Below are 22849 nucleotides of genomic sequence, written 5' to 3'. Positions count from 1 at the left end.
GAAAACCGATTGACGCGAATGAGCAAAACGAATGAGCTTGCGTTGCCGCGATCGCCGCTCACGCGCTTTCTGATCCGCAACCGTGCAGTAATAACCGGTCGATCCTTGATCTCATCATCGTTAAACTGATTGCGCTTGAGCTCACGGAAAATGGTTGAACGGTGACGGCCAAGTTTCTCGGCGATAGTTTCGACAGAAATATTTGCCATACGCCAGCGCGCGATCTTGCGCCGCTCATCCAAGTCAATATGCGAGTAGGTCCTTTGCATGACGGGTTCCTTGCTTGGGATAACTCATTGTTATCGCTTGCAAGTCGCACTTCAAGCTAGAACCCACCCCCTTTATACTTTTGTATCGCATAACTTATATTATGGAACTAATAGATGCTTAGCGGTCAAACCTAATCGATTAGCTGAACCACGGATAATTTGCCCGGGTTTCATCAGTCATATCGGGATCAGTGTAGACGTCGATGCGTTTGATCAGGTCACCATCGAATTCATAGACCGTGCTGAACCGACCCGCATTCCAGGTTTTGCCGTTCTGCATCTGGCCCTGTGTCAAACCTTCAACACACACCAACGGACCATCAACGATGAAGCGTCGATGGTCTGCAGGATGGCTCATCGCGACAACATGCTGTGACATGTCCTGAAAGAACTGTACCAGCTGCGCTTTGCCGTGCACGGTTCCCCATTTCGGAAACGAGAACTGGACGTCGTCAGTCAACAAGGCCAGCGCGTCACCTCGTGCGTCGCTGACGTCCAGGAACCGTTGCGCCAGTCGAATATAATCGTCTCTTGTGCGTTGCTTGCTCATCTGGTTCTCAGTCGCTTCCGTCATCATCACGCTGCCTCGACAAGCGCGTCGATTTGAACACGGGCGCGATCCATCGCATCCTGCGCGGCCTGAGGGCCAAAGGCCGTGCCTTCTATCCGGATATGTTCGACGTCACTCAATCCAATGACGTCGAAAAGATGCCGGACATAGCGGGATTGGAAATCGACTTGCTCAAGATTGCCTTCCGAAAATGCGCCGCCGCTCGTTGTCACGAGATAGATTTTCTTGTTGCTGAGCAAACCTTGCGGGCCATGTTCGCTGAACTTCACCGTCACACCGGGCCAGATCACATGGTCAAACCATGCCTTCAACTGCGTCGATGGCGCATAGTTGATCATCGATGAACCGACGATCACAATATCGGCTTCCAATAGTTCAACGACGAGCGCTTCAGCGAGTTCAACGGCTTTATCTTCCATCGCATTGCGCTCTTCCGGCGATAGCATCCTGCCGCGCACATAGGCCGGGCCGATATGTGGCAGCGGCTCTGCAGTAAGATCACGACATGTAATATCGTGGCCATCTTTGAGTGCCAGTTTATCAGCAAGATCTCTGGCAAATCTCGTTGATAGCGCCCCTTCTCCGTTTGGACTCGACGTGATGAGAAGAATATTCTTCATGAAATTTGCAATCCTGTCTGTATATGGGCAAAAATGACTTCTCTGTTCGTGAATACAAATTAGAAAGATGCTACCAATGCTGCAAGAAGGCACAGGAATGACACTCGGTTACACGGATTTACCTGACCCTAGTGCCGTGAGATGCCGTTCGGCACATGAAATGATCGAGCGCATGTCCGACAAATGGTCATTGCATGTCATCGGTACGCTGCGCAAAGGCCCTTGCCGCTTCAATGAAATTCGCCGTGCTATCGATGGCGTCTCCCAGCGCATGTTGACGCTCACATTGCGGGGGCTTGAACGTGACGGTCTCATCACTCGCACTGTCTTTCCGAGTGTACCGCCGCGTGTTGATTATGAACTCACCGAACTGGGCTTCAGTTTGCTGGATATCGTCGCGAGGTTGATCGGTTGGGCGGACAAAAATCAATCGGTAATTGCCGAAGCGCGCCAACGTTACGACGCGGCGAACACCACCGATCTTCCACCCAGGCCTAAAAGTTCCCACCGGTAATCTGACGGGTTTTAAGGCAGCGATCTGTACGTTATCCCCAGCCATTTCCGTGGTGAAAATTTAGGCGAATCGGTCCTGAATTTGATTGCCCCCAAACTGACAATTCGAACGCTCAACTCCCGGAATTTACGGCGATTTTTGACAAAAAAATACGCTCGATCAATCCATGTAAATTGCATGAAAATTAGAGTTTCCGTACCCGTTTTCAGGCATATAAGTTGCTCCCCATTTTTTGATTATTTGTATTAATTCAATGTGTTGCTAAGTTCGCTTGCATGTGATGCGCTTATCCATAAGATGCAGGCCATTTCATTAATTTCAAAGGAGGGGTTCATAAATGTATCGGAAATTTCTACTGACAGGCGTGTGTCTTCTGGCGCTCGCAGGTGCGGCATCTGCCGAGACCGTGCTCAATCGCGGTAACGATACAGATCCGGCAACGCTCGACCATCACCGTACATCCAGCGTTGCCGAAGGTAACGTGTTGCGCGACCTCTATGACGGTCTGACTATTCAGGATGCGGACGGCAAGGCAATTCCCGGTGTCGCCAAGTCGTGGGATATTTCCGAAGACGGTACGGTCTATACGTTCCATCTGCGCGATAACGCCAAATGGTCGAATGGCGACCCGGTCACAGCGGGTGATTTTCAGTTCACTTTCCGTCGTCTGATGGACCCGAAGACGGCAGCCGGTTATGCCAGCATGCTGTTCATCATCAAGAATGCGGAAGACATTGCAGGCGGCAAAAAGCCGGTTGATCAGCTGGGCGTCGAGGCCGTTGACGATCACACGCTGAAGATCAGCCTCAACTCCCCTGCTCCATATTTTCTTGAGCTTCTGACACACCAGACCGGCTTTCCGCTGAACGAGAAAAGCGTTGAGGCCAATGGCGACAAGTTCACCACACCCGGCAAGATGGTGACCAATGGCGCCTATATGCTCGAAAGCTTCACGCCGAACGACAAAATCGTGATGAAGAAGAACCCGTATTATTATGAAGCCGATCAGGTCAAGATCGATACGGTCAACTGGATTCCCTTCGAAGATCGCGCCAGCTGCATGCGTCGCTTCGAGGCCAAGGAAGTGCAAGTCTGTTCCGACGTTCCCGCCGAACAGATGGACTATGTGAAGAAAAATCTAGCGAAGGAATTCCGCATGGCGCCCTATCTCGGCGTCTATTATCTGCCGGTCAAGGGCAAGTCAGCCGACAGCAAGCTGAAGGACATCAAGGTCCGTCAAGCGATATCGCTGGCCATCGACCGCGAGTTTCTGGCTGATCAAGTCTGGCAGGGAACCATGCTGCCCGGCTATTCCATGGTGCCGCCCGGTATTGCCAATTACGTAAAGGACGCGCCTAAGCTCGATTATTCCGACGACATGCTTGAGCGCGAGGACAAGGCCAAGGAGCTTCTGAAGGAAGCAGGCGTTGAGCCCAACACGCTGTCGATCGAGTTGCTCTACAACACGTCCGAGAACAACAAGAACACCATGGCAGCTATTGCCGACATGCTGGGCAATATCGGTGTGAAGGCTTCGCTGAACGAGACCGAAGGCGCCACCTATTTCAACTTCATGCGTGATGACGGTCCGTTCGATATCGCGCGTGCCGGCTGGATCGGCGATTACAACGATCCGCAGAACTTCCTGTTCATCAGCCAGGGCAATGTCAGCTTCAACTATTCCAAGTGGAAGAATGCTGACTACGATGCGCTGATGGCCAAGGCCGAAAAGACCACCGATCTGGGAGAACGCGCCAAGGTTCTGGGCGAAGCCGAAAAAATCCAGCTCGACGAAGTGGGCAATATTCCAATCCTCTATTATTCGTCGCGTGCGCTCGTTTCCGATAATGTCGCCGGTTGGAACGACAATCTGATGGATAGCCACAAGACGCGCTGGCTGTCACTCAAACAGTAATTTCAGACAGGGCTGCGCTTGACGGCGCGGCCCTATTTTTGTGCGGAGAAGGGCTAGACACTCCTCTCCCGCCAGCGTTTTCGTTTTCGTTCGGCAACAGATGACAACGGAAAAAATATTAGAAAACAATAATCTAAAAGCCCTTAGTGGGATTTGCCCGGCGGCTCTGTGCTGTCAGGCAAAGAAGGGACAAAGACATGCTGGGCTACACGCTCCGACGATTGGGTAGTGCGATACCCACGATCTTCATTATCGTCACGCTGACATTCTTCCTGATCCGGCTTGCACCCGGCGGTCCATTCGACCTCGAACGCCCCCTCGATCCGCTGATCCTCGCGAACCTCAAGCGCGCCTATAATATGGATGCGCCGCTCTGGCAGCAGTATCTGATGTATCTTGGCAATCTCGTGCAGGGCGATCTTGGCCCGAGCTTCACGCGACGCGATTTTTCCGTAAATGACCTGTTTGCCTCCGGTTTGCCGGTATCTATCATGCTCGGCACTCTGGGCCTGACGCTGGCTGCCATCATCGGAACGTTTCTCGGTACGCTTGCCGCGCTGAAGCAGAATTCGGCTGTTGATTATTTCGTGGTCGCGCTGGCGACTTTCGGCATCACAACACCCAACTTCGTCGTAGCTCCGCTTTTGAGCCTACTGTTCGGCGTCATTTTGGGCTGGGTCCCTGCGGGCGGCTGGTCATCGGCCAATATTACCTATTGGATATTGCCGGTGCTGACGCTCGCTCTGCCGCAAGTGGGCGTCATTGCGCGTTTGGTGCGCGGTGCCACCATTGAAGCGCTCCGCGCCAATCATGTTCGCACGGCTCGCGCCTATGGTCTGCCAGCCCGTGTTGTGGTTGGCGTGCACGCATTGCGCGCCGCGATGCTGCCCGCTGTTTCCTATCTCGGCCCGACCGCCGCAGCCCTCCTCACTGGCTCCGTCGTGGTCGAAACGATCTTCGGCATTCCGGGTATTGGCCGATATTTCGTGCAAGGCGCTCTCAGCCGCGACTACACGCTCGTGATGGGCACAGTGGTCGTGATTTCGATCTTCGTCGTGGTGTTCAACCTGATCGTTGATCTTCTCTATGCTTGGCTTGATCCGAGGGTTCGCTATGACTGACTTGACCGTACCAACGGAAACCGCCGAATTGAGCATGCCAAGCCGCTCGCTCTGGCAGGATGCATGGCTGCGCCTGCGCAAAAACAAGGCCGCGGTCGCCAGCGCCATCGTGCTCGCGGTTTTGGCTCTTGCAGGCATTTTCGGGCCGATGCTGAGCCCGCATCCTTATGACAAAATCTATCCGCAGTTCGTGCGCGTTGCGCCAAGCCTCGAAGCATATCCGCGAGCGGATACGATCCTGCCGGGTCTTGAGCGCGAAATGGCCCGTGCACGGTTGAAGGCCTCCGCAGAGCCTGAACTGACCGGCAACAACATCGTTGTCGATTTCACGGCGCAACGCCCGACCGACGACCGTGTTCTGCGTTATTTCCAGCGCTCGGACCTGTTCAGTAATCCGAAGGTGGAACTGGCCGCCGACGGTATGAGCGGCAAGCTGACGCTCAATGTGACGCGCAATTACTTTGTGCTCGGCACGGATAATCTCGGTCGCGATCTCATGACGCGTATCTTCATCGGCGTACGCATGTCTCTGGCCATCGGCTTGCTGGCCTCGGCGATGTCGCTCGTGTTAGGCGTGTCTTTCGGCGCAGTCTCGGGCTATCTCGGCGGGCGCATCGACAACGTCATGATGCGTGTTGTCGATATTCTCTATTCGCTGCCCTTCATCTTTTTCGTGATCTTGATGCTGGTCTTCTTCGGACGGTCAATATTCATCATCTTCATTGCCATTGGCGCGACGGAATGGCTGGATATGGCGCGTATCGTGCGCGGTCAGACATTGAGCCTCAAACGGCAGGAATTCGTGCAGGCAGCAGAAGCGCTTGGCGCGACACGGCGCGGGGTCATTACGCGCCATATCATTCCAAATGCGCTTGGCCCGGTGATCGTCTTCGTCACATTGCTGGTGCCGAAGGCAATTCTGCTGGAAAGCCTCCTCTCCTTCCTCGGCCTTGGCGTGCAAGACCCCCTCACCTCACTCGGCCTCCTTATTTCGGAAGGTGCCCAGAACATGCGCGGCGCAAGCTGGCAGTTGATCTGGCCCGCCGCAACATTGACCATCATTCTGTTTGCGCTGAATTTTTTGGGCGATGGCCTGCGCGACAGTCTTGACCCGAAGGATCGCTGAGATGACGAAGGAAACCATTCTGAGCGTTCGCGATCTGCGCGTGACCTTCGATACGCATGACGGTCCGGTTCCCGCAGTTCGCGGTATTGATCTCGACGTCAAGGCCGGTGAAACCGTGGCGATCGTTGGTGAATCCGGCTCCGGCAAAAGCCAGACGACCATGGCGCTTATGGGTCTATTGGCCCGCAACGGCAAGGCAACGGGACAGGCGCTCTATCGCGGCCAAGACCTGATCGGCATGTCTGACAAAGCGCTGAACAATATTCGCGGCGCCAAGATCACCATGATTTTTCAGGAGCCGATGACCTCGCTCGATCCGCTTTATCGCATCGGCGACCAACTGGCCGAGCCATTGCGCTATCACCGCGGCATGAGCAAGAAGCAGGCGCGTCCGCGTATTCTGGAACTGCTGAAACTCGTCGGCATTCCAGAGCCGGAACGCCGCATAGACAGTTACCCTTACGAGCTGTCAGGTGGTCAGCGTCAGCGTGTGATGATCGCCATGGCACTTGCCAATGAGCCGGATATCCTGATCGCCGATGAGCCGACCACGGCGCTTGATGTCACCATTCAGGCGCAGATACTCGATCTCTTGGCCGATCTGCAAGAGCGGCTTGGCATGGCGGTTGTGTTCATCACCCATGATCTGGGGATTGTGCGCCGTTTTGCCGACCGGGTTTATGTGATGCGCTCTGGCGAAGTGGTCGAGAGCAATGAAACGGAAACCCTTTTTACCGCGCCGCAGCATCCTTACACGCGGATGTTGCTGGATGCGGAACCGGAAGGCGAAAAGCTGCCGCCACCGGATGAAGCGCCTGTCTTGGTCCGCGCCGATAATGTGAAGGTGAACTTCCTGATCCATAAGCCATGGCTCGGTGCGGCCAACTACATGACTGCCGTGAACAATGTTTCGCTGACACTCAAGGAAGGCCAGACCATCGGCATCGTCGGAGAATCCGGTTCGGGAAAATCCACGCTGGGGCGTGCCATTCTGCGGCTTCTCGATTCCGAAGGCCGTATCGCCTATCTTGGCAAGGAGTTGCCGCGCGACCCGCAAGCCATGCGTCCCAAACGCCGGGAGCTACAACTGGTCTTTCAGGATCCGTTCGGTTCGCTTAGCCCGCGCATGACAGTGGGGCGCATCATCACCGAGGGATTGCTGATCCACGAACCGCAGCTTTCCGCCAAGGAGCGTGACCGTCGCGCGCAGGAAGCGCTGAAAGAGGTTGGGCTGGACCCGTCCATGCGTAATCGCTATCCGCATGAGTTTTCGGGCGGGCAGCGCCAGCGCATTGCCATTGCCCGCACAATGATCCTGAAGCCGCGCGTTATCGTGCTGGATGAACCGACAAGCGCGCTCGACCGTTCTGTGCAGAAGCAGATCGTCGCGCTCTTGCGCGATCTGCAAAAAGAACACGGCCTCTCCTACCTGTTCATCAGCCACGATATGGCAGTGGTTCGCGCCGTGTCGGATTATGTGATTGTGATGCGCAACGGCAGGATCGTCGAGCAAGGCGATACCGAGCAGATATTCGATCATCCTCGCGAGGATTATACCAAAGCCTTGATGGCGGCTGCACTCAGCGAGGAGCGCTTCGGCACGGCTGGCTGACGAAATACAAACCAACATTGCAAATAATAGGAACGGGGCTTCGGCCCCGTTTTTTATTGCCGTTCCTCATCCTGTTCATCACAGGCGAAGAGATTTTTCGCTAAAAGTAAAAAATTGCGATCAATAGATTAAGAGCAAATCATAGCGATTTTACAATAATATTTAAAATGACCAATGTGTCTTATTCCTAATATCATAAGATAAGTTTCGTTTTTGAAGTATTAGGAATAAAACAACTATAATTACATCTTGAATATATGCGGGGGACAATTATTAGAAATTGAGAGGGAATTATGCGAACTATCGATCCAATCGTTCGATTATTATCCGCGACTATCTTTCTATTTCCATCATCATCTTTTGCGCAGCAGGTCCAGCCAAGCCAGGCATTCAAGTCAGATGCGGAATATATGGCAAACTGGGGCCTGCCTATGATCAACGCAGCGCCAGCCTATCAGCGAGGGTTTACAGGCAAAGGCATTACCGTGGCCGTGCTCGACACGGGCATTGATATCTACCATCCGGAGTTTGCTGGAAAAGTGCATCCGTGGTCGAAAAACTTCGGCACGTTCATGGGTGAACGGGATGTTCGGGATATCCAGAAAAACGGCGCGATCCTTGGACATGGCAGCCATGTGAGCGGCATCATTGCCGCAGCTCGAAACGGCACCGGAATGCATGGCGTTGCCTATGATTCCCAAATCCTGGCCTTGAGGGCCATCGTGCCTGACCGACAATATGATGCGATCAACAGGGCACTGCGCTATGCGTCCACGACGGGCGTCAAGGTTCTGAATGGGAGCTACGGCCCATACGTATTCCCTACCCCCAACAACAATCCAAACTACCAGCAATTAAGCTACCAGCCGATCCTGTATGGCGGCTATCTCAATAATGATTATGAAGCGCTGAAGGTTGCCGCCAAAGCCGATATCGTCATGGTTTTCGCGGCAGGCAATGATTACAAGGTCCAGCCGATTTCGTCAGCGCATTCGAGCGGCAGCGCGCTGTTTCCAGCGATAACACCGCAGAACACGGCAATCGGCAAATATAAATTCGTCGATGGTCGCCGAAGCAATCTGAACTTGAACAATCCCAATACCTACCACCTGTTGGCGCCGAGTGATCCTGCCGTTGCCAATCTCGATTTTTCGGATTTGAAAGGCTCCATCATTGCCGTCGTCTCGGTCGGTCCGAGCAAGCAAATCGCCAGCTATAGCAATCGCTGCGGTATTACTGCGGAATGGTGCATGGCGGCTCCGGGCGGCGATAACGGAGGCGCGGTTTACTCGACCTATCCCGGTGGGGGCTATCAATATATGCAAGGCACATCCATGGCTTCGCCGCATGTGGCGGGCGCGGCTGCGGTTGTGCGGCAAGCCTTTCCCTATATGAATGCGCGGCAGACTATCGAAACCCTGCTGACCACTGCCACCAATATCGGCCCAACCGAGATTTACGGTCAGGGATTGTTGAACCTCGGCGCTGCCATCAATGGACCGATGAAATTCCGTTATGCGGAAGGTTTCGACGTCGATACGCAGGGCTATGCATCAACATGGTCCAACCCGATTTCCGGCATTGGTGGTTTGACCAAGCGCGGCGCAGGCGAATTGCGCCTTACCGGTGACAACAGCTTTACCGGCGATTCAGCCGTCGTCGGCGGCACGCTGATTTTTGACGGCGACAATGCCACGTCTGTGCGTGTGGCCAAGGCAGGACGGTTAAGTGGCGTTGGCAGCGTCAATTCCGTGACCAATGAAACCGGAGGGGTTGTGGCCCCGGGCGAAAACGGAATTGGTACATTGACCGTCAAAGGCAATTATATTGGCAAAGGCGGCACGGTCGAGATTGCCACCGGGCTCGGTGCCGATAACAACCGGACCAGCCACCTTGTTATCATGGGTGACAGTTCCGGCAGCAGCCAGCTGCGGCTCGTTTCCTATGGCCAGTCGAGCGCGCAAATTGCAGACGACACCAGGATTATCGAGGTTGCAGGCAATCCCGCAGGCACATTCGCGCTGGCAGGCGACTATACAACGGAGAACGGTGAAGCGGCGGTTGTTGGCGGCGTCTATGCCTATGAGATTACGGCGGCTGCCGACCAACCCGCTGAAGCCCCCTCACCTGCGATGCCTGACGCGCGCTCTTCTGCGACAACGGCGAACAGCGTGGCACTGTCGGGCGATGGTGGATTTTATCTGCGCAATACGGCTGTGGGTGGTGAGACGCGTTACAATCCCTCCATGCCGATCTATGAAGGCTATGCGCGTAACTTGCAGGCATTGAACCAGATGCCGAGCTTGCAGCAACGTGTGGGCAATCGATACTGGAACGATAATACGTTGCCGAGCGAGGATGTTAAGGACGGTCATGCGACGCCCGGGCAGGATACCGCCATCGACAAGCATGGTGTCTGGGGACGCATTGAAGGGACGCACAGCAAGTTTGCGGCGGGCGGTTCCACTGCCGGTGTGACGCAGGACATTGGCGTCCTCGTGATGCAGGCCGGTATCGATGCGTTGTTTCAGGAAAGCCAATCCGGTCGCCTGATCGGCAGCTTCACCGCGCAATATGGCAAAGCCAGCAGCGATATCTCGTCCTTCAGCGGCGATGGCACCATCGATACTGATGGATGGGGATTGGGTGGCGCGCTCACCTGGTATAACAATAATGGCTATTACCTCGACGGACAGCTTCAGCTGACCTGGTATGACAGCAAACTGGTTTCCGATACGCTCGAAAAGTCGCTGGCCGATGGCAATAAGGGCTTTGGCTATGGCCTTAGCCTCGAAGGCGGACGCCGGATTGAAGTCAACGAGCAGTGGTCGATCACGCCACAGGCGCAACTTATCTGGTCGTCGGTGGATTTCGACAGCTTCCATGATGTTGCGGGCGTGCCCGTCGATCTGCGCAATGGCGACAGCCTCAATGCCCGCATTGGGCTGGCGGCGGAATATCGCAATGCATGGCGCGATGGTTACAACCGGCTAACCCAGACCAATCTTTATCTCGCCGCCAATCTCTATCAGGAGTTCATGGACGATTATAAGATCAGGGCTGGTGGCGTTGATTTCAAAAATGGCAATGACAAAACCTGGGGCGGGATCGGCGCTGGCGGAACCTATGCCTGGGCTGATGGCAAATATGCGGTTTTTGGCGAAGGCATGGTCAAGACCAGCTTTGAGGATTTCGGCGATAATTACAGCCTCAAAGGTTCGCTCGGTTTCAAGATGAATTGGTAATCTCGCGAACAACAATCCGAAGACCCCTCGCGGGGTCTTCAATTTGAAAGCAGAATTCGGGACGTTTCCACGCCGCTTTGTGCTAAAATGCCTTATGAGAGATTTGTTCGATCAGCTTGAACCTGTTGAGATTCTTGCGCCCGGCGCTGTACTTTTGCACGGATTCGCTTTGCCGGATGAAGACGCCATTCTGAAGTCGGTGGCGGAGGTAAGTGCAGCCGCGCCATTTCGGCATATGGTGACGCCCGGCGGTTATCGCATGTCAGTCGCCATGACCAATTGTGGACAGGCAGGCTGGGTGACCGACAAAAGTGGTTATCGATACAGCGCAGAAGACCCTGAAACCGGGAAACCATGGCCTGCAATGCCCGAGTCCTTTCGCAATCTCGCGGAAAATGCTGCTCAACAGGCCGGATATGATAATTTTTCGCCCGATGCTTGCCTGATCAACCGATACGAGCCCGGCGCAAAACTCTCCTTGCATCAGGACAAGGACGAGCGTGATTTCACCAATCCGATCGTGTCCGTTTCGCTCGGGCTTCCGGCGACCTTCCAGTTTGGCGGACTGAAGCGTAACGACCCGATCACCAAATATGCATTGCATCATGGCGACGTGGTTGTCTGGGGTGGCCCGTCGCGGCTTTATCACCACGGTATATTGGCATTGAAAGATGGCGAACACGACAAGCTTGGTCGTGTTCGCCTCAATCTGACTTTCCGAAAGGCGCTGTGAGCCTTAATTCAAGGCCTGCTGGCGCGTTTCGACATTGATCAGAAACGCGATAACACCCGCCAGCGCAAGAAGCCCGGCAAACATGGCCACAGCCACGTTGAAGCTTTGGCTGATGACGATAGCCAGAGCTGATGGTGCCAGAAGGCCGCCGAGACGCGCCATGGCACCTGCCGCGCCCATGCCGCTTGCACGCAATGCTGTCGGATAAAGCTCCGGCGTGAAGGCATAGAGTGCGCCCCATGTGCCCAACAGCGCGAAGCTCATGATGAGGATCGACGCACCAACCACAGCCGAACTATCCGCAATCGTGAACAGGGCGCAAGCCGCAGCGCTGATGAACAGGAAGCTGATCAGTGTCTTGCGACGGCCCCATGTTTCAACGCCATAGGCGGCGAGTGCGTAACCCGGCAATTGCGCCAACGCCACCACGACCAGAAAGCCGTAACCGCGCACGAAGCCGAAGCCATCACCCGCGAGCTTTGCCGGTATCCAGGTAAAGATGCCGTAATAGGAAACGGAAACGAGAAACCAGATTGCCAGCGTCGCGAGCGTGCGCTGGCGCAGCTTTGGCGACAACAACCGTTCGTCGGTCACGAGAAGCGTTGCTTCGAGACGAGCCTTCGGCGGCAATTCGGGCTTGCCATTGCGGCGCAGCACGCGGTTCATAACCGCTTTTGCTTCATCGGCGCGACCGGATTTCAGAAGATGCATCGGCGATTCCGGCACCCAGAGGCGCAGCCAGATACCGATCAGCGCGGGCGCTGCGGTGACGACGAAAATATAGCGCCACGCGTCCTCGACACCGGCAAGACTTGCAGCCCATGCGGCAAGCGCGATGACGACTGTGCCCACGGCCCAGAAACCTTCGAGCATAACCAGCCAGCGCCCCCGGTTCTTCGACGGAAGAAACTCGGCCATCATGGCATAATCGACAGGCAGCGTTCCGCCGACGGCTATACCGGTCAGAAAACGCAAGACCAGCAAAACTTCAAAGCCGGGCGCGAAGGCCGACAACAGACCGAACACGGCATCGCAGGCGACCGTGACGAGCAAAACGCGGCGGCGGCCGTATCGATCAGCGAGCCTACCGAAAACGGCAGCGCCGACCAACATGCCGAAGAAGAAAAGCGTGCCGGTCTGCAAGGCCTGCGGTACGGTCAACCCAAAAGTCTTCGCAATGGAGGCAGCCGTAAAGCCGACTGCCAGAACCTGCATGGCGTCCGCGGCCCAGACGAGGCCGAAAACGCCAAGCAGACCACGCTGGAATGCGCCCGTCCCCGCCTGATCGAGCGATTGTTCGATGGTGATCTTCATGCCGTTTTATGTCCCTCTCCGGCCGAATAAATTCCGTGCATTTACAGCGCCGCACATATGGGCGTGTCAATCGCTGTTTTCTGAAACTGCACCGTCTTTTGCCTGCAAATAGGTCCACAAGCTTTCGGCGCGCGGTGAAAGCGGGGCGTCGTGACGATATATGCGAATTTCCGTTGTCAGATCCCAGTGTGGGTCGACCGATGCCGGAACCATATCGCCACGGCGGATCTCGTCGCGCACCAGACTTTCCGGCAGCCAAGCCATGCCCCACCCGGCCTGAACCATGGCCTTGAGGCCGATGGACATGGTGTTTTCGTGCACGACCTTGCGCGCGAAATTCGGACCGGACGTAAATTTCTGCGCCAAAGCCGCACCGAAGAACGAAAAGTCGCCATAGCTAAGATAGGGCAACGGAGCGCCGGTCTCGATAGCGCGATCCAGCAAGGGCCCGTCGTCGGAGGGCAGCGAAACCGGGATGAGGCGCTCCGTGCCCAGAACGATGGACGGAAAGCGTTCTCGGTCGATCAGGATCGGCACCGAGGGATGCGCATAGGTCAGGAAAAAATCGACTTCGCCTTCGGTCAGTGTGGCAATATTGTCTTCAAACCCGCCGCGATCCGGTGCGAGATGCGAATGAATATTGCCGATGGCAGCGTCGATCCCCTTCAGCCAATGCGGGAAGAATGTCACAGTCAAAGTATGCAGGGCGGAAAACTTCAATGCTGGGTTTTGTCCCTGCCGGTTTGGCTGCAGACTTTTGCGCGTGGCGTAAAACTGCCTGACCGTGTCCTCGGCGACGGGGAGAAACGTTTTTCCCTCACGAGTCAGTTGGGCGGGAAAAATAGCGCGGTTGACGAGCGTCACCCCCAACCAGACTTCAAGCTGCTTGATACGCCGCGAAAACGCCGACTGGGTAACGTGACGCGTTTCTGCGGCTCGGGAGAAGCTCGATGTCGAAGCGAGCGCGATGAAGTCTTCCAGCCATTTCAGTTCCATGGGTGATCCTAGGGGAGTAGGTGAGTAGGTGAGTAGGGGAATAAGGCAGTATGTTCAGGTCGTGAATATGCGACGTCATCCGCTTTTCACCTATTCCCTTACTCCCTTATTCCCCTACTCCCCTCAGCCTTATGCATTTTCTGCATAGTGATTGCAAAACATAGCATTGGCCAGTCAAATTCTTTTTTCCTACCGTCCTCTCGATCAAGAAATGCACATGCCGAGGACGTATTTTGGCCAGAGTAATTTATTTGAACGGAGCCTTCGTTGACGAAAGCGAAGCGAAGGTTTCGGTGTTCGACCGCGGCTTTTTGTTTGGCGACGGAATCTACGAAGTCAGTGCCGTGATCGATGGCCGTCTGGTCGATAATGAACTCCATCTTGCCCGGCTGGAGCGTTCGGTCAAAGAGATCGATATCGCCCTGCCCGTCTCGCTCGATGATATTCGCAAGGCGCAGATCGAGCTCATCCGCCGCAACACACTGCATGAAGGCGTTGTCTATATGCAGGTCACGCGTGGTGCGGCCGACCGCGATTTCGTTTATGCAAGCGACATCAAGCCAAATCTGGTGATGTTCACGCAGGCCAAAAATCTGGCCAGCGCACCCTCCGTCTTGAATGGCGTTCGCGTCGACGTCACACCGGATACGCGCTGGGCGCGCCGGGATATCAAAACCGTCATGCTGCTAGCGCAGGTACTGGCCAAGAAGCAGGCCAAGAGCAAGGGCTTTCATGAAGTCTGGCTGGTGGAAGACGGTTTCGTCACCGAAGGCGCTTCATCAACCGCCTTCATCATCTCGCACGACAATGTGCTGGTCGCGCGGCCCAATTCAAACGCCATCCTACCCGGCTGCACCCGCCGGGCAGTGCTGAAAATCGCTGAAGAACAGAACCTCAAAGTCGAGGAACGGCTGTTCACGGTGGAAGAAGCCAAGGCTGCCAAAGAGGCCTTCCTCACAAGCGCATCGAGCTTCGTGACGCCAATTATCGGCATTCAGGATCACACCATCGGCGATGGCAAGCCGGGTCCGCATACGCGCCGTTTGCAGGAAATCTACATGGATCTCGCCCGCACGGGCGCAGAAGCAGTTCTCTAACCCAAAAGAAAGCAAGAGGGGAATATGACAATAAAAAACCTTTTAAAGACAGCAGCCTATAGCGCATTGTTCGCAAGCGTCGCCGCAGTGGCAGGCGCAGGCAGCGCATCCGCCGCAACCGAAGGCTATGGCGATTGCCCGCTGATCGGCGACAAGGGATCGGCCACCATCACCCCGGCTGTACCGGGTCAGTTCACGGTCATCATCAACCTGCCTGCCCTTGGTCAGTTCAATGGTGACACGCCGGAAACGATCAAAGACGGTTATGAATTCTGCATGGCCGTCAACATCGCGCACCGCCTTGGCCTTGAAAAGGTGAAGCTGGTCAACGCTTCGTTCGACTCCATCGTGGCTGGCCAGAACAAGGATTACGACATCGCGCTGGCGCTGATCTCCGTCACCGAACCGCGCAAGAAGGTCGTGGATTTCTCCACGCCTTACATGTCTTCCGCTTATGGCGTTGCAGCCCGCGCCGACAAGCCGGTTACGGAAGCCGAAATGAAGACGGTAAAGGTCGGCACGCAGGCCGGTACGACGCTGGTTCCTTTTGCACAGGAAACGCTGAATGTCACACATCTCGACGTTTTCGATGACACCGCGTCGATGTTCACCGCCCTTGCTGCTGGCAAGGTCAATGCCGTGATGACCGATCTTTCGATCGTTCTCGGTCAGGTGAAAAACTCCAACGGCAAGCTGGCCGTTGTCGGTCAGTACGAATCCGGCGGCCAGACCGCAGGCATTTATCCGAAGGGTTCGGAAAGCAAGAAGGTCATCGATCAGTTGATCGCCGACATGGAAAAAGACGGAACCCTGAAGAAGCTGGAAACAGCCTATCTTCTGCCATCGTGGGGCACTTCGCCATCTGACGTTCCTGTCTGGAAACCATGATCTGACAATTTTCCGGGCTGCGGTTAGCATGGCTGCCGCAGCCCGGACTCCCGATTTTGACACCGTGGCAGCAGCACCCATAGCAGGCGCGCAGCCACCTTGCCTCAGCGAGAATATTTATGTCCCAACCGGCACCGGCTGCCAGCGTCGAGCGCGCGCGGCAATGGCGCAGTCGTAACAAGGTCCGTACCCATAGCGGTCGATCCTTGTTCGCATTCGCCTTTTCGTTCATCACCCTTCTGGCCTCAATTCAGACGGTCTATAGCGTCACCAGCTATACGATCGCACAGGGCTGGCTTTCGACGCCCGTTCTCACCATCGGATGGGCGCTGCTGTTGGCTCCGCTCGCCGTTCTATGGTTTGCATGGCGCAGTGTGCAGCTTTCCAGTCAGGCCGGGAAAAGCGCTGACATCTACAAGGGTCGGGAATTGGGCGCACGCGCATCCGATGTGTCCTGGCAGGCGATCTCCTATGCCGTTGCGGTGCTGATCATCTGTGCCGGCGCATGGTTCATGATCGTCAATGACGCTGCGGTCAGCCGCACTTTCTTCGACGTCAATCTGATTGCGAAATCGTCAGGCACGGTGCTCAAGGCCTTTGGCACCAACATCATCATCTTCTTTGTCGCCGCTATTCTGATCCTGATCTGGGCGCTGGTGATTGCGATTGCCCGCACGCTTCCGGGCAAGGCTGGCAAGCCGATCCGGCTGCTTGCCACCTTCTACAGCGATCTGTTTCGTGGTCTGCCTGCCATTATCACGATCTATCTCATCGGTTTCGGCCTGCCCTTGACCGGTCTGCCGATCCTGAAAGATCTGTCTTCCAACGCCTATGCGATCATTGCACTGACGCTGACTTATGGCGCCTATACGTCTGAGGTCTATCGTGCAGGCATCGAAAGCGTCCATCCAAGCCAGATAGCAGCCGCTCGCTCGCTCGGTCTGTCCTATGTCCGCACCATGCGCTATGTCGTTGTTCCACTGGCTGTGCGCGGCATCATTCCGCCGCTGATGAATAACTGCATCAGCTTGCAGAAAGACACGGCGCTTGTGGCGATCATCGGCACCATCGACGCCTTCAACCAGTCGAAGATCATCGCCGCCAACTATTTCAACCTGTCGGCTGTCACGACGGTCGCCATCCTGTTCATCCTGATCACCATTCCGCAGGCCCGATTTGTCGATCGTCTGATCGAACGGGATCGTCGGAAAATGCGTTCGAGCATGTGAGGAGTACGGATATGGCACTCGTTGAAATCGACAAGGCAATCAAACGTTATGGGTCGCTGGAGGTTCTGTCCGGCATCAGCCTCGATATTGAAGAGCATCAGGTCGTCTGTCTCATCGGCCCTTCCGGCTGCGGCAAGTCCACGCTTCTGCGCTGCATCAATCGGCTAGAAACCATCGATGAAGGCGAAATCCGCCTGCATGGCGACCGCGTGACCGGACCGGGCGTTGATCTCGATGTTCTGCGCCGCGAAATCGGCATTGTGTTTCAGGGGTACAACCTGTTCCCACATATGACCGTGATGGAGAACGTCACGTTGGGTCCGACAAAGGTGCTGGGCATGCCTGCCAGAGAAGCGCAGGAAAAAGGCCTCGCGCTTTTGGCCCGTATCGGGCTTGATCATAAGGCGAAGGAATATCCAGACCGGCTTTCCGGCGGACAGCAGCAGCGCGTCGCCATCGTGCGTGCATTGATGATGGACCCGACATTGCTGCTGCTGGATGAAATCACCTCGGCGCTCGATCCGGAACTGGTGTCGGAAGTGCTCGACATCGTGCGCGATCTGGCGACCAAGGGCATGACCATGGTGCTGGCTACCCACGAAATGGGCTTTGCACGCGAGGTTGCAGACAAGGTCTGTTTCCTGCAAAACGGCAAGGTCTATGAGGAAGGACCGCCTTCGCAAATCTTCGGCAATCCGCAGGGCGAGCGCACGCAAGCCTTTCTCAAGCGTATTATCGAAGCGGGACGCCTCTGACACTCGAATCTTTTGAACACGGAACTCTGCAATGACTGCAACCGCACGCGACTTCGGCATCATCTGTGACATCATGCCGACCGGCAGCAAGAATGCCATTACCGATGTGCCGGGCGTGCGGGTCGGTCACCACACTCTGCGCGATGGCGACATCAACACAGGTGTAACCGCCATTCTTCCCCATGACGGCAATCTCTATCGGCGCAAGGTTCTGGCCGCCTGCGATGTCATCAACGGGTTTGGCAAAAGCACAGGCTTGGTTCAGATTGAAGAACTCGGCACGCTGGAAACACCGATCCTGCTGACGAACACTTTTGGCGTTGGCACCTGTGCCAACGCTCTCATCCGCGAGGCGATTGCGAGCAACCCTGATATTGGCCGCACAACGGCGACCGTCAATCCGGTGGTACTGGAATGCAATGACGGCCCGCTGAACGACATTCAGGCTATGGCCGTGACAGAAGATCATGCGCGTCTTGCATTGGGTGCGGCTGCCGAAGATGTTATCCAGGGCAATGTGGGCGCTGGAACCGGCATGAGCTGTTTCGGCTTCAAGGGCGGTATCGGTACATCGTCCCGACAGTTCGAACTGGATGGCAAAACCTATCATCTTGGCATTCTGGCACTGACCAATTTCGGGCGTGCTGGCGATCTCGTCTTGCCTGACGGACGCCGCCCCTCGCCCAAGGCCGAAGCGCAGCCTGAGAAAGGTTCGGTCATTCTCGTGCTTGCAACCGATGTGCCCATGGAGCACCGGCAACTGAAACGCGTCACGCGCCGTTGCGGTGCAGGTCTGGCGCGACTTGGTGCATTCTGGGGTCACGGCAGTGGCGATATCGCTGTCGGCTTTTCAACGGCAGTAACATTCGATCACGACGAACAGCGCGATTTCGTTGCAATAGCTGCCCTCAATGAGGATCGGATCGACACGCTGTTTCGCGCGGCGACTGAAGCAACACAGGAAGCTGTGCTGAATTCCATGTGCGCGGCCGAAGCCATGCGCGGTCGCGCCGCCCGCCGCCGCTCTTTGGCCGATTGGCTTGTCGCAAACAACGCATAATAACAATAGCTTCCGTCATATCAGAACAGTTTGACCGAATGAAACAGGGGCACATAGTTGGTGTTGTCAAAGGGATTAAAATTTCATATTTCTAATATGTTACTTTTAAAATAATACTTAACGCCAATTATTGAGAATTGTTTTGGACCCTATTTTACCTATCCTTATTCCTGCACTCGTAACTGTAATCGGCACTCTGATTACGACTCTCCCAAGCATTATTTCCAGTATAGCCAAATTTTTTAGCTAGAAAACTTAAATATTTTGGCGCCAATTTACATTGGCGCCAATCTATAATAATTATGATTTGCATTTTTATTATTTATAATTGATTTTTTGAGGAAATATCCAAATTTTCAAAATTCGACTCTGTGCGGTTTTGTTGTTTTTTCCTTTTAGCGCTGGATGTGTTGCTGTCGGACCGGATTATCATCCTCCTCTTATCAACACGCCTCGTGCGTGGAATAGTAAAGCTGATACAGCCGCCCCACAACTCGCAGACTGGTGGAAAAACCTCGGCGATCCAATGCTGGATCGGCTGATTGCTGACGGCATTGATAGCAGTCCAGATGTTGCGACAGCAAAAGCGAAGGTGCGTCAGGCGCGCGCGAACTTTGCATCCATGGATGGCGTTTTGTATCCGCGTATCGATGGAAGTGGTGGCTTCAAGCGTACTGACCGCAATTCAAATAATACAGGCAGCAGGTCGAATTTCGAATTATCTCCTGCATGGGAGCTTGACCTGTTCGGTGCAAACAGGCGCGGTGCGGAGGCTGCTTATTACGCAACAGAATCCGCCCATGAACAATTGCGGGCAGCACTCGTCAGCTTGATCGGTGAAATCGCAACCAGCTACGTGCAATTGCGCGGCATACAGGCCCAGATCGCCATCGCAGAACGCAACGTGGCTTCGCAACGCCGAACCGTCGCATTGACCCGTACGCAGCTGGCAGCAGGAAATATATCGCAAGTCGATCTTCTCAGCGCGCAAACTCAGGTGGCAACCACGGAGGCCGGGATTCCAACGTTGCAGATCAGCCATGCCGAGAACCTGAACAAACTGTCTACCCTCACCGGGCGCTCATCAATAGCGCTAGCCGCTATACTTGATAAGCCTCGCTCTCTGCCCTCAGCGCCCCGCAAGATATCGGCTGGATTACCCGCACACCTCTTGTTGAGCCGCCCCGATATACGGGCAGCTGAACGGGACTATGCCAAGGCAACAGCCACGATAGGTCAAAAACAGGCCGCGCTTTATCCGAGTATTTCCCTCACTGGTAGCATTCAGACGTAAGCGCTGTTTTCAGGCCACGGCTTTGAGATCGTGCGTTGCGGCATAGGCCCAAGGCAGCAGGTCGTCGATCTGGCTATTTGGATGATTGTTGACGATCTTGGTGAGGACGTCTGAGAGATAGGCCAGTGGCTCGACATTGTTGAGCTTTGCCGTCTCGATGAGCGAGGCGATAGTCGCCCAGTGTTCGGCCCCGGCGTCAGAACCGGCAAATAGCGCATTTTTGCGATTGAGGGCAATTGGCCTGATTGACCGTTCGACGACGTTGGAATCGATCTCGATCCGGCCATCGTCGATGAAGCGGGTCAAGCCGTCCCAGCGTGACAAGGCATAGCGGATTGCTTCGGCGAGTTTTGTCTTCTGGCTGATGTAGCCGAGTTGTTCACGCAGCCAGGGAGCGAGGCTGTCGGTAATCGGACGACTTTTTTCCTGACGGGCGACACGACGCTCCTCGTGGGGCCGGCCACGTATCTCTTCTTCGATCCTGTAAAGTTCGCCGATGCGTCGCAGCGCCTCGCTGGCGATGGGTGCCGGACCAGCGGCAGCAAGCTCATAGAAGCGGCGTCGAACGTGGGACCAGCAGAAGGCCAGCGACACGGTGTTCTTTGCCGCGAGCGGGCGATATCCACTGTAGCCGTCTACCTGCAGGATGCCGACGAAGCCGTCGAGATGGGCCATCGGTCGTTCGCCTTTGCGATCTGGCGCATAGACATAGGTGACACCGGGCGGGTCATCGCCCTGCCACGGCCGGTCATCTCGTGCATAAGCCCAAAGCTGGCCGGTCTTGGTTTTGCCACGTCCCGGATCGAGCACCGGGGCCGTCGTCTCGTCGGCGAAGAGCTTGGACGATGACTTCAGATGATCGAGCAGCCGCTGATGGACCGGGCGTAGATGCCAGGCGGCGCGACCGACCCAGTCGGCGAGCGTCGAACGGTCGAGGTCGATGCCCTGACGCTTGTAGATTTGCGCCTGGCGATACAGCGGCAGGTGGTCAGCATATTTAGATACCAGCACCTGGGCGACGGTTGCCTCTGTCGGGATGCCGCCCTCGATCAGCCTTGCCGGGGCCGGAGCCTGGACAACGACTTCTTCACAGGCCCGGCAGGCATACTTCGGGCGGCGCAGCACGAGCACCCGGAATTGGGCGGGCACAAGATCGAGCTTCTCGCTGACATCCTCGCCGATCCGATGCAGGTCGTTGCGGCAGCAGGGGCAGGCATGGTTATCGATATCGACCACGATCTCGACGCGCGGCAGATGCGCTGGCAGTGAACCCCGGTTCGTACGCCGTTTAGCGACCTGCGCCTGGCGCAGAGCAGTCGAGCCTTGTTCCTTCTCTTCCAGCCCGGCAGCCTCGATCTGTTCGGCCTCTTCAAGCCCAAGCAGAAGCTGGTCCTCTGGAAGCGTCTCTGCCCGTCGACCAAAGCGGTGACGCTGTAATTCCTTGATGATCTGCCGCAGGCGGGCATTCTCCGCCTCACGCGAAAGCACCATTGCTTTCAGCGCGTTCAGGTCATCCGGAAGCTCGTCTGCCGTCATCGTCATGGATCGAGAACAGCATATTTTGCCGCTCGGAGCGAGACGCTGAATGGCTCTGATTCAATTGGTCGCGCCCGTTATCCGGCCTTTATCGGCGTGCGCGTTTCGCTCGGCGCATGCACGCGTTTCCAGTCCAATCCTTCGAACAGAGCCGAGAACTGGGCGGCCGTCAGATGCATCACACCGTCTTGCATTCGAGGCCAATGGAACTCGCCATCCTCGATCCGCTTGGCGACCAGGCACACGCCGCTGCCGTCCCAGAAGATCAGCTTGATCCGGTCCGTTCGTTTGGCCCGGAATACGTAGATCGTGCCCGAGAACGGGTCGGCACCCATCTGGGCCTTTACCAATGCCGCCAATCCTTCAGCACCTTTGCGGAAGTCGACAGGCTTGGTGGCGATCATCACTTTTACCGCACCGGACGGGCCAATCACGACTGAGCCTTCAACGCCTGGATGACGGCGGCAATGGTTGCAGCATCGGTGCCAGAGGCAATACGCAGCCAGGCTCCATCAATCCGCAATTCAATGGCCGCCTCCGGAGAAGTTCTTCTTGGCAAACGTGCTTGCCGCGCCCTCTTCGGTTCCGAATTCTCGGGCGACACGACGACTGCTGGTGCAAACATTGGTGCTTGCTCCGGCACCGACAACACATCAAGCGGCTTTCGGGCGAGCCGTCGCCATGTGAACAACTGCTGCGGCGTCAATCCATGCCGCCGCGCCACAGAGCACACCGTGACGCCAGGCTCGCAACTCTCCGCAATGATCTGCGCCTTCTGATCGTCGCTCCATTCGCGACGACGGCCATTGCCTGTGAACACCTCAAACCGGCGTATCGGCTCATCCTTGGATTTAAGCGTAAGTTCTGAAATCGACATATGTCCTAGCCCTCTTTCGAGGTTGAACATCAATGATCAAGCGATGATCCGGAAGGTGGGGTCAGGACAGCGCTTAC

Annotated in this window: 20 protein-coding genes and 1 pseudogene; 13 read left to right on the top strand and 8 right to left on the bottom strand. The window is 55.7% G+C overall.

Annotated features, from left to right (window positions below; all coding sequences use genetic code 11):
- The 3 genes and pseudogenes from ACTJKP_RS23560 to ACTJKP_RS23550 all read right to left on the bottom strand — a co-directional run.
- A pseudogene (locus ACTJKP_RS23560) lies at positions 1-269 on the bottom strand (helix-turn-helix domain-containing protein); the annotation flags it as partial.
- A 139-nt stretch (positions 270-408) separates the two neighbouring features.
- Positions 409-846: a nuclear transport factor 2 family protein gene (locus ACTJKP_RS23555; RefSeq protein WP_440632403.1), complete on the bottom strand. Its 438-nt coding sequence runs from the start codon at positions 844-846 to the stop codon at positions 409-411.
- On the bottom strand, positions 846-1460 hold the full coding sequence (locus tag ACTJKP_RS23550; RefSeq protein ID WP_440632402.1) for an FMN-dependent NADH-azoreductase: 615 nt from the start codon (positions 1458-1460) through the stop codon (positions 846-848). Before ACTJKP_RS23550 ends, ACTJKP_RS23555 begins: the two co-directional genes overlap by 1 nt.
- A gap of 160 nt (positions 1461-1620) precedes the next feature.
- Between ACTJKP_RS23550 and ACTJKP_RS23545 the strand changes: the two genes are divergently transcribed.
- The 7 genes from ACTJKP_RS23545 to alkB all read left to right on the top strand — a co-directional run bounded on the left by ACTJKP_RS23545 (position 1621) and on the right by alkB (position 11726).
- Positions 1621-1974, top strand: a complete 354-nt coding sequence (locus ACTJKP_RS23545) for a winged helix-turn-helix transcriptional regulator (RefSeq protein WP_440632401.1) — start codon at positions 1621-1623, stop codon at positions 1972-1974.
- A 337-nt stretch (positions 1975-2311) separates the two neighbouring features.
- A complete protein-coding gene (locus ACTJKP_RS23540; RefSeq protein ID WP_113533449.1) occupies positions 2312-3889 on the top strand; it encodes a peptide ABC transporter substrate-binding protein in 1578 nt (525 codons plus the stop codon).
- A gap of 197 nt (positions 3890-4086) precedes the next feature.
- Entirely contained in the window at positions 4087-5010 is a 924-nt protein-coding gene (locus tag ACTJKP_RS23535) for an ABC transporter permease subunit (protein ID WP_113533450.1), read from the top strand.
- Positions 5003-6136 (top strand): ABC transporter permease, encoded by a 1134-nt coding sequence (locus ACTJKP_RS23530; protein WP_440632400.1) that lies wholly within the window; start codon positions 5003-5005, stop codon positions 6134-6136. Before ACTJKP_RS23535 ends, ACTJKP_RS23530 begins: the two co-directional genes overlap by 8 nt.
- A gap of 1 nt (position 6137) precedes the next feature.
- A complete protein-coding gene (locus ACTJKP_RS23525) occupies positions 6138-7748 on the top strand; it encodes an ABC transporter ATP-binding protein (protein ID WP_440632399.1) in 1611 nt (536 codons plus the stop codon).
- A gap of 410 nt (positions 7749-8158) precedes the next feature.
- Positions 8159-10993, top strand: a complete 2835-nt coding sequence (locus ACTJKP_RS23520) for an autotransporter family protein (RefSeq protein ID WP_440632398.1) — start codon at positions 8159-8161, stop codon at positions 10991-10993.
- A gap of 94 nt (positions 10994-11087) precedes the next feature.
- Positions 11088-11726 carry a DNA oxidative demethylase AlkB gene (alkB, locus tag ACTJKP_RS23515; protein ID WP_440632397.1) on the top strand — a complete coding sequence of 213 codons (639 nt, stop codon included), beginning with the start codon at positions 11088-11090 and terminating at the stop codon, positions 11724-11726.
- 3 nt (positions 11727-11729) lie between these two features.
- Here the strand turns inward: alkB and ACTJKP_RS23510 are convergent, their stop codons facing one another.
- Positions 11730-13040: an MFS transporter gene (locus tag ACTJKP_RS23510; RefSeq protein ID WP_440632396.1), complete on the bottom strand. Its 1311-nt coding sequence runs from the start codon at positions 13038-13040 to the stop codon at positions 11730-11732.
- Between the two features lie 66 nt (positions 13041-13106).
- Positions 13107-14036, bottom strand: coding sequence for a LysR family transcriptional regulator (locus ACTJKP_RS23505; RefSeq protein ID WP_440632395.1), 930 nt, complete (start codon positions 14034-14036; stop codon positions 13107-13109).
- A 233-nt stretch (positions 14037-14269) separates the two neighbouring features.
- Here ACTJKP_RS23505 and ACTJKP_RS23500 point away from each other — a divergent pair, with 233 nt between their 5' ends.
- The 6 genes from ACTJKP_RS23500 (at position 14270) to ACTJKP_RS23475 (ending at position 20359) form a co-directional block, all read left to right on the top strand.
- Entirely contained in the window at positions 14270-15133 is an 864-nt protein-coding gene (locus ACTJKP_RS23500) for a D-amino-acid transaminase (protein WP_440632394.1), read from the top strand.
- Positions 15134-15157: 24 nt separating this feature from the next.
- Positions 15158-16021, top strand: coding sequence for an ABC transporter substrate-binding protein (locus ACTJKP_RS23495; protein ID WP_440632393.1), 864 nt, complete (start codon positions 15158-15160; stop codon positions 16019-16021).
- Positions 16022-16140: 119 nt separating this feature from the next.
- Entirely contained in the window at positions 16141-17250 is a 1110-nt protein-coding gene (locus tag ACTJKP_RS23490) for an amino acid ABC transporter permease (RefSeq protein WP_440632392.1), read from the top strand.
- Positions 17251-17261: 11 nt separating this feature from the next.
- Positions 17262-18005 carry an amino acid ABC transporter ATP-binding protein gene (locus ACTJKP_RS23485; protein WP_078336990.1) on the top strand — a complete coding sequence of 248 codons (744 nt, stop codon included), beginning with the start codon at positions 17262-17264 and terminating at the stop codon, positions 18003-18005.
- 31 nt (positions 18006-18036) lie between these two features.
- Positions 18037-19065 (top strand): DmpA family aminopeptidase, encoded by a 1029-nt coding sequence (locus tag ACTJKP_RS23480; RefSeq protein ID WP_440632391.1) that lies wholly within the window; start codon positions 18037-18039, stop codon positions 19063-19065.
- Between the two features lie 379 nt (positions 19066-19444).
- On the top strand, positions 19445-20359 hold the full coding sequence (locus ACTJKP_RS23475; RefSeq protein ID WP_440632390.1) for an efflux transporter outer membrane subunit: 915 nt from the start codon (positions 19445-19447) through the stop codon (positions 20357-20359).
- Positions 20360-20368: 9 nt separating this feature from the next.
- Here the strand turns inward: ACTJKP_RS23475 and tnpC are convergent, their stop codons facing one another.
- From tnpC to tnpA, 3 genes are all read right to left on the bottom strand, one after another.
- The gene (gene tnpC / locus ACTJKP_RS23470; RefSeq protein WP_121539677.1) at positions 20369-21901 is read right to left on the bottom strand and encodes an IS66 family transposase; all 1533 of its coding nucleotides are present in this window, start codon (positions 21899-21901) and stop codon (positions 20369-20371) included.
- Between the two features lie 71 nt (positions 21902-21972).
- On the bottom strand, positions 21973-22329 hold the full coding sequence (tnpB, locus tag ACTJKP_RS23465) for an IS66 family insertion sequence element accessory protein TnpB (protein WP_109366349.1): 357 nt from the start codon (positions 22327-22329) through the stop codon (positions 21973-21975).
- Positions 22326-22772 carry an IS66-like element accessory protein TnpA gene (gene tnpA, locus ACTJKP_RS23460; protein WP_181375986.1) on the bottom strand — a complete coding sequence of 149 codons (447 nt, stop codon included), beginning with the start codon at positions 22770-22772 and terminating at the stop codon, positions 22326-22328. The genes tnpB and tnpA overlap by 4 nt, the downstream gene beginning before the upstream one ends.
- Positions 22773-22849: the final 77 nt, after the last annotated feature.

Origin of the sequence: Brucella sp. 22210 (assembly GCF_052045675.1) — a bacterium.
Classification (GTDB): Bacteria; Pseudomonadota; Alphaproteobacteria; order Rhizobiales; family Rhizobiaceae; genus Brucella.
The sequence above is the reverse complement of the archived record's forward strand: the minus strand, read 5'-3'. Positions and strand labels throughout refer to the sequence as shown.

What these genes read in the sequence shown, in the direction of transcription:
- ACTJKP_RS23555 (WP_440632403.1), bottom strand. Translation starts at nt 846, where the DNA reads ATGATGACGGAAGCGACTGAGAACCAGATGAGCAAGCAACGCACAAGA.
- ACTJKP_RS23550 (WP_440632402.1), bottom strand. Translation starts at nt 1,460, where the DNA reads ATGAAGAATATTCTTCTCATCACGTCGAGTCCAAACGGAGAAGGGGCG.
- ACTJKP_RS23545 (WP_440632401.1), top strand. Translation starts at nt 1,621, where the DNA reads ATGATCGAGCGCATGTCCGACAAATGGTCATTGCATGTCATCGGTACG.
- ACTJKP_RS23540 (WP_113533449.1), top strand. Translation starts at nt 2,312, where the DNA reads ATGTATCGGAAATTTCTACTGACAGGCGTGTGTCTTCTGGCGCTCGCA.
- ACTJKP_RS23535 (WP_113533450.1), top strand. Translation starts at nt 4,087, where the DNA reads ATGCTGGGCTACACGCTCCGACGATTGGGTAGTGCGATACCCACGATC.
- ACTJKP_RS23530 (WP_440632400.1), top strand. Translation starts at nt 5,003, where the DNA reads ATGACTGACTTGACCGTACCAACGGAAACCGCCGAATTGAGCATGCCA.
- ACTJKP_RS23525 (WP_440632399.1), top strand. Translation starts at nt 6,138, where the DNA reads ATGACGAAGGAAACCATTCTGAGCGTTCGCGATCTGCGCGTGACCTTC.
- ACTJKP_RS23520 (WP_440632398.1), top strand. Translation starts at nt 8,159, where the DNA reads ATGGCAAACTGGGGCCTGCCTATGATCAACGCAGCGCCAGCCTATCAG.
- alkB (WP_440632397.1), top strand. Translation starts at nt 11,088, where the DNA reads ATGAGAGATTTGTTCGATCAGCTTGAACCTGTTGAGATTCTTGCGCCC.
- ACTJKP_RS23510 (WP_440632396.1), bottom strand. Translation starts at nt 13,040, where the DNA reads ATGAAGATCACCATCGAACAATCGCTCGATCAGGCGGGGACGGGCGCA.
- ACTJKP_RS23505 (WP_440632395.1), bottom strand. Translation starts at nt 14,036, where the DNA reads ATGGAACTGAAATGGCTGGAAGACTTCATCGCGCTCGCTTCGACATCG.
- ACTJKP_RS23495 (WP_440632393.1), top strand. Translation starts at nt 15,158, where the DNA reads ATGACAATAAAAAACCTTTTAAAGACAGCAGCCTATAGCGCATTGTTC.
- ACTJKP_RS23490 (WP_440632392.1), top strand. Translation starts at nt 16,141, where the DNA reads ATGTCCCAACCGGCACCGGCTGCCAGCGTCGAGCGCGCGCGGCAATGG.
- ACTJKP_RS23485 (WP_078336990.1), top strand. Translation starts at nt 17,262, where the DNA reads ATGGCACTCGTTGAAATCGACAAGGCAATCAAACGTTATGGGTCGCTG.
- ACTJKP_RS23480 (WP_440632391.1), top strand. Translation starts at nt 18,037, where the DNA reads ATGACTGCAACCGCACGCGACTTCGGCATCATCTGTGACATCATGCCG.
- tnpC (WP_121539677.1), bottom strand. Translation starts at nt 21,901, where the DNA reads ATGACGATGACGGCAGACGAGCTTCCGGATGACCTGAACGCGCTGAAA.
- tnpA (WP_181375986.1), bottom strand. Translation starts at nt 22,772, where the DNA reads ATGTCGATTTCAGAACTTACGCTTAAATCCAAGGATGAGCCGATACGC.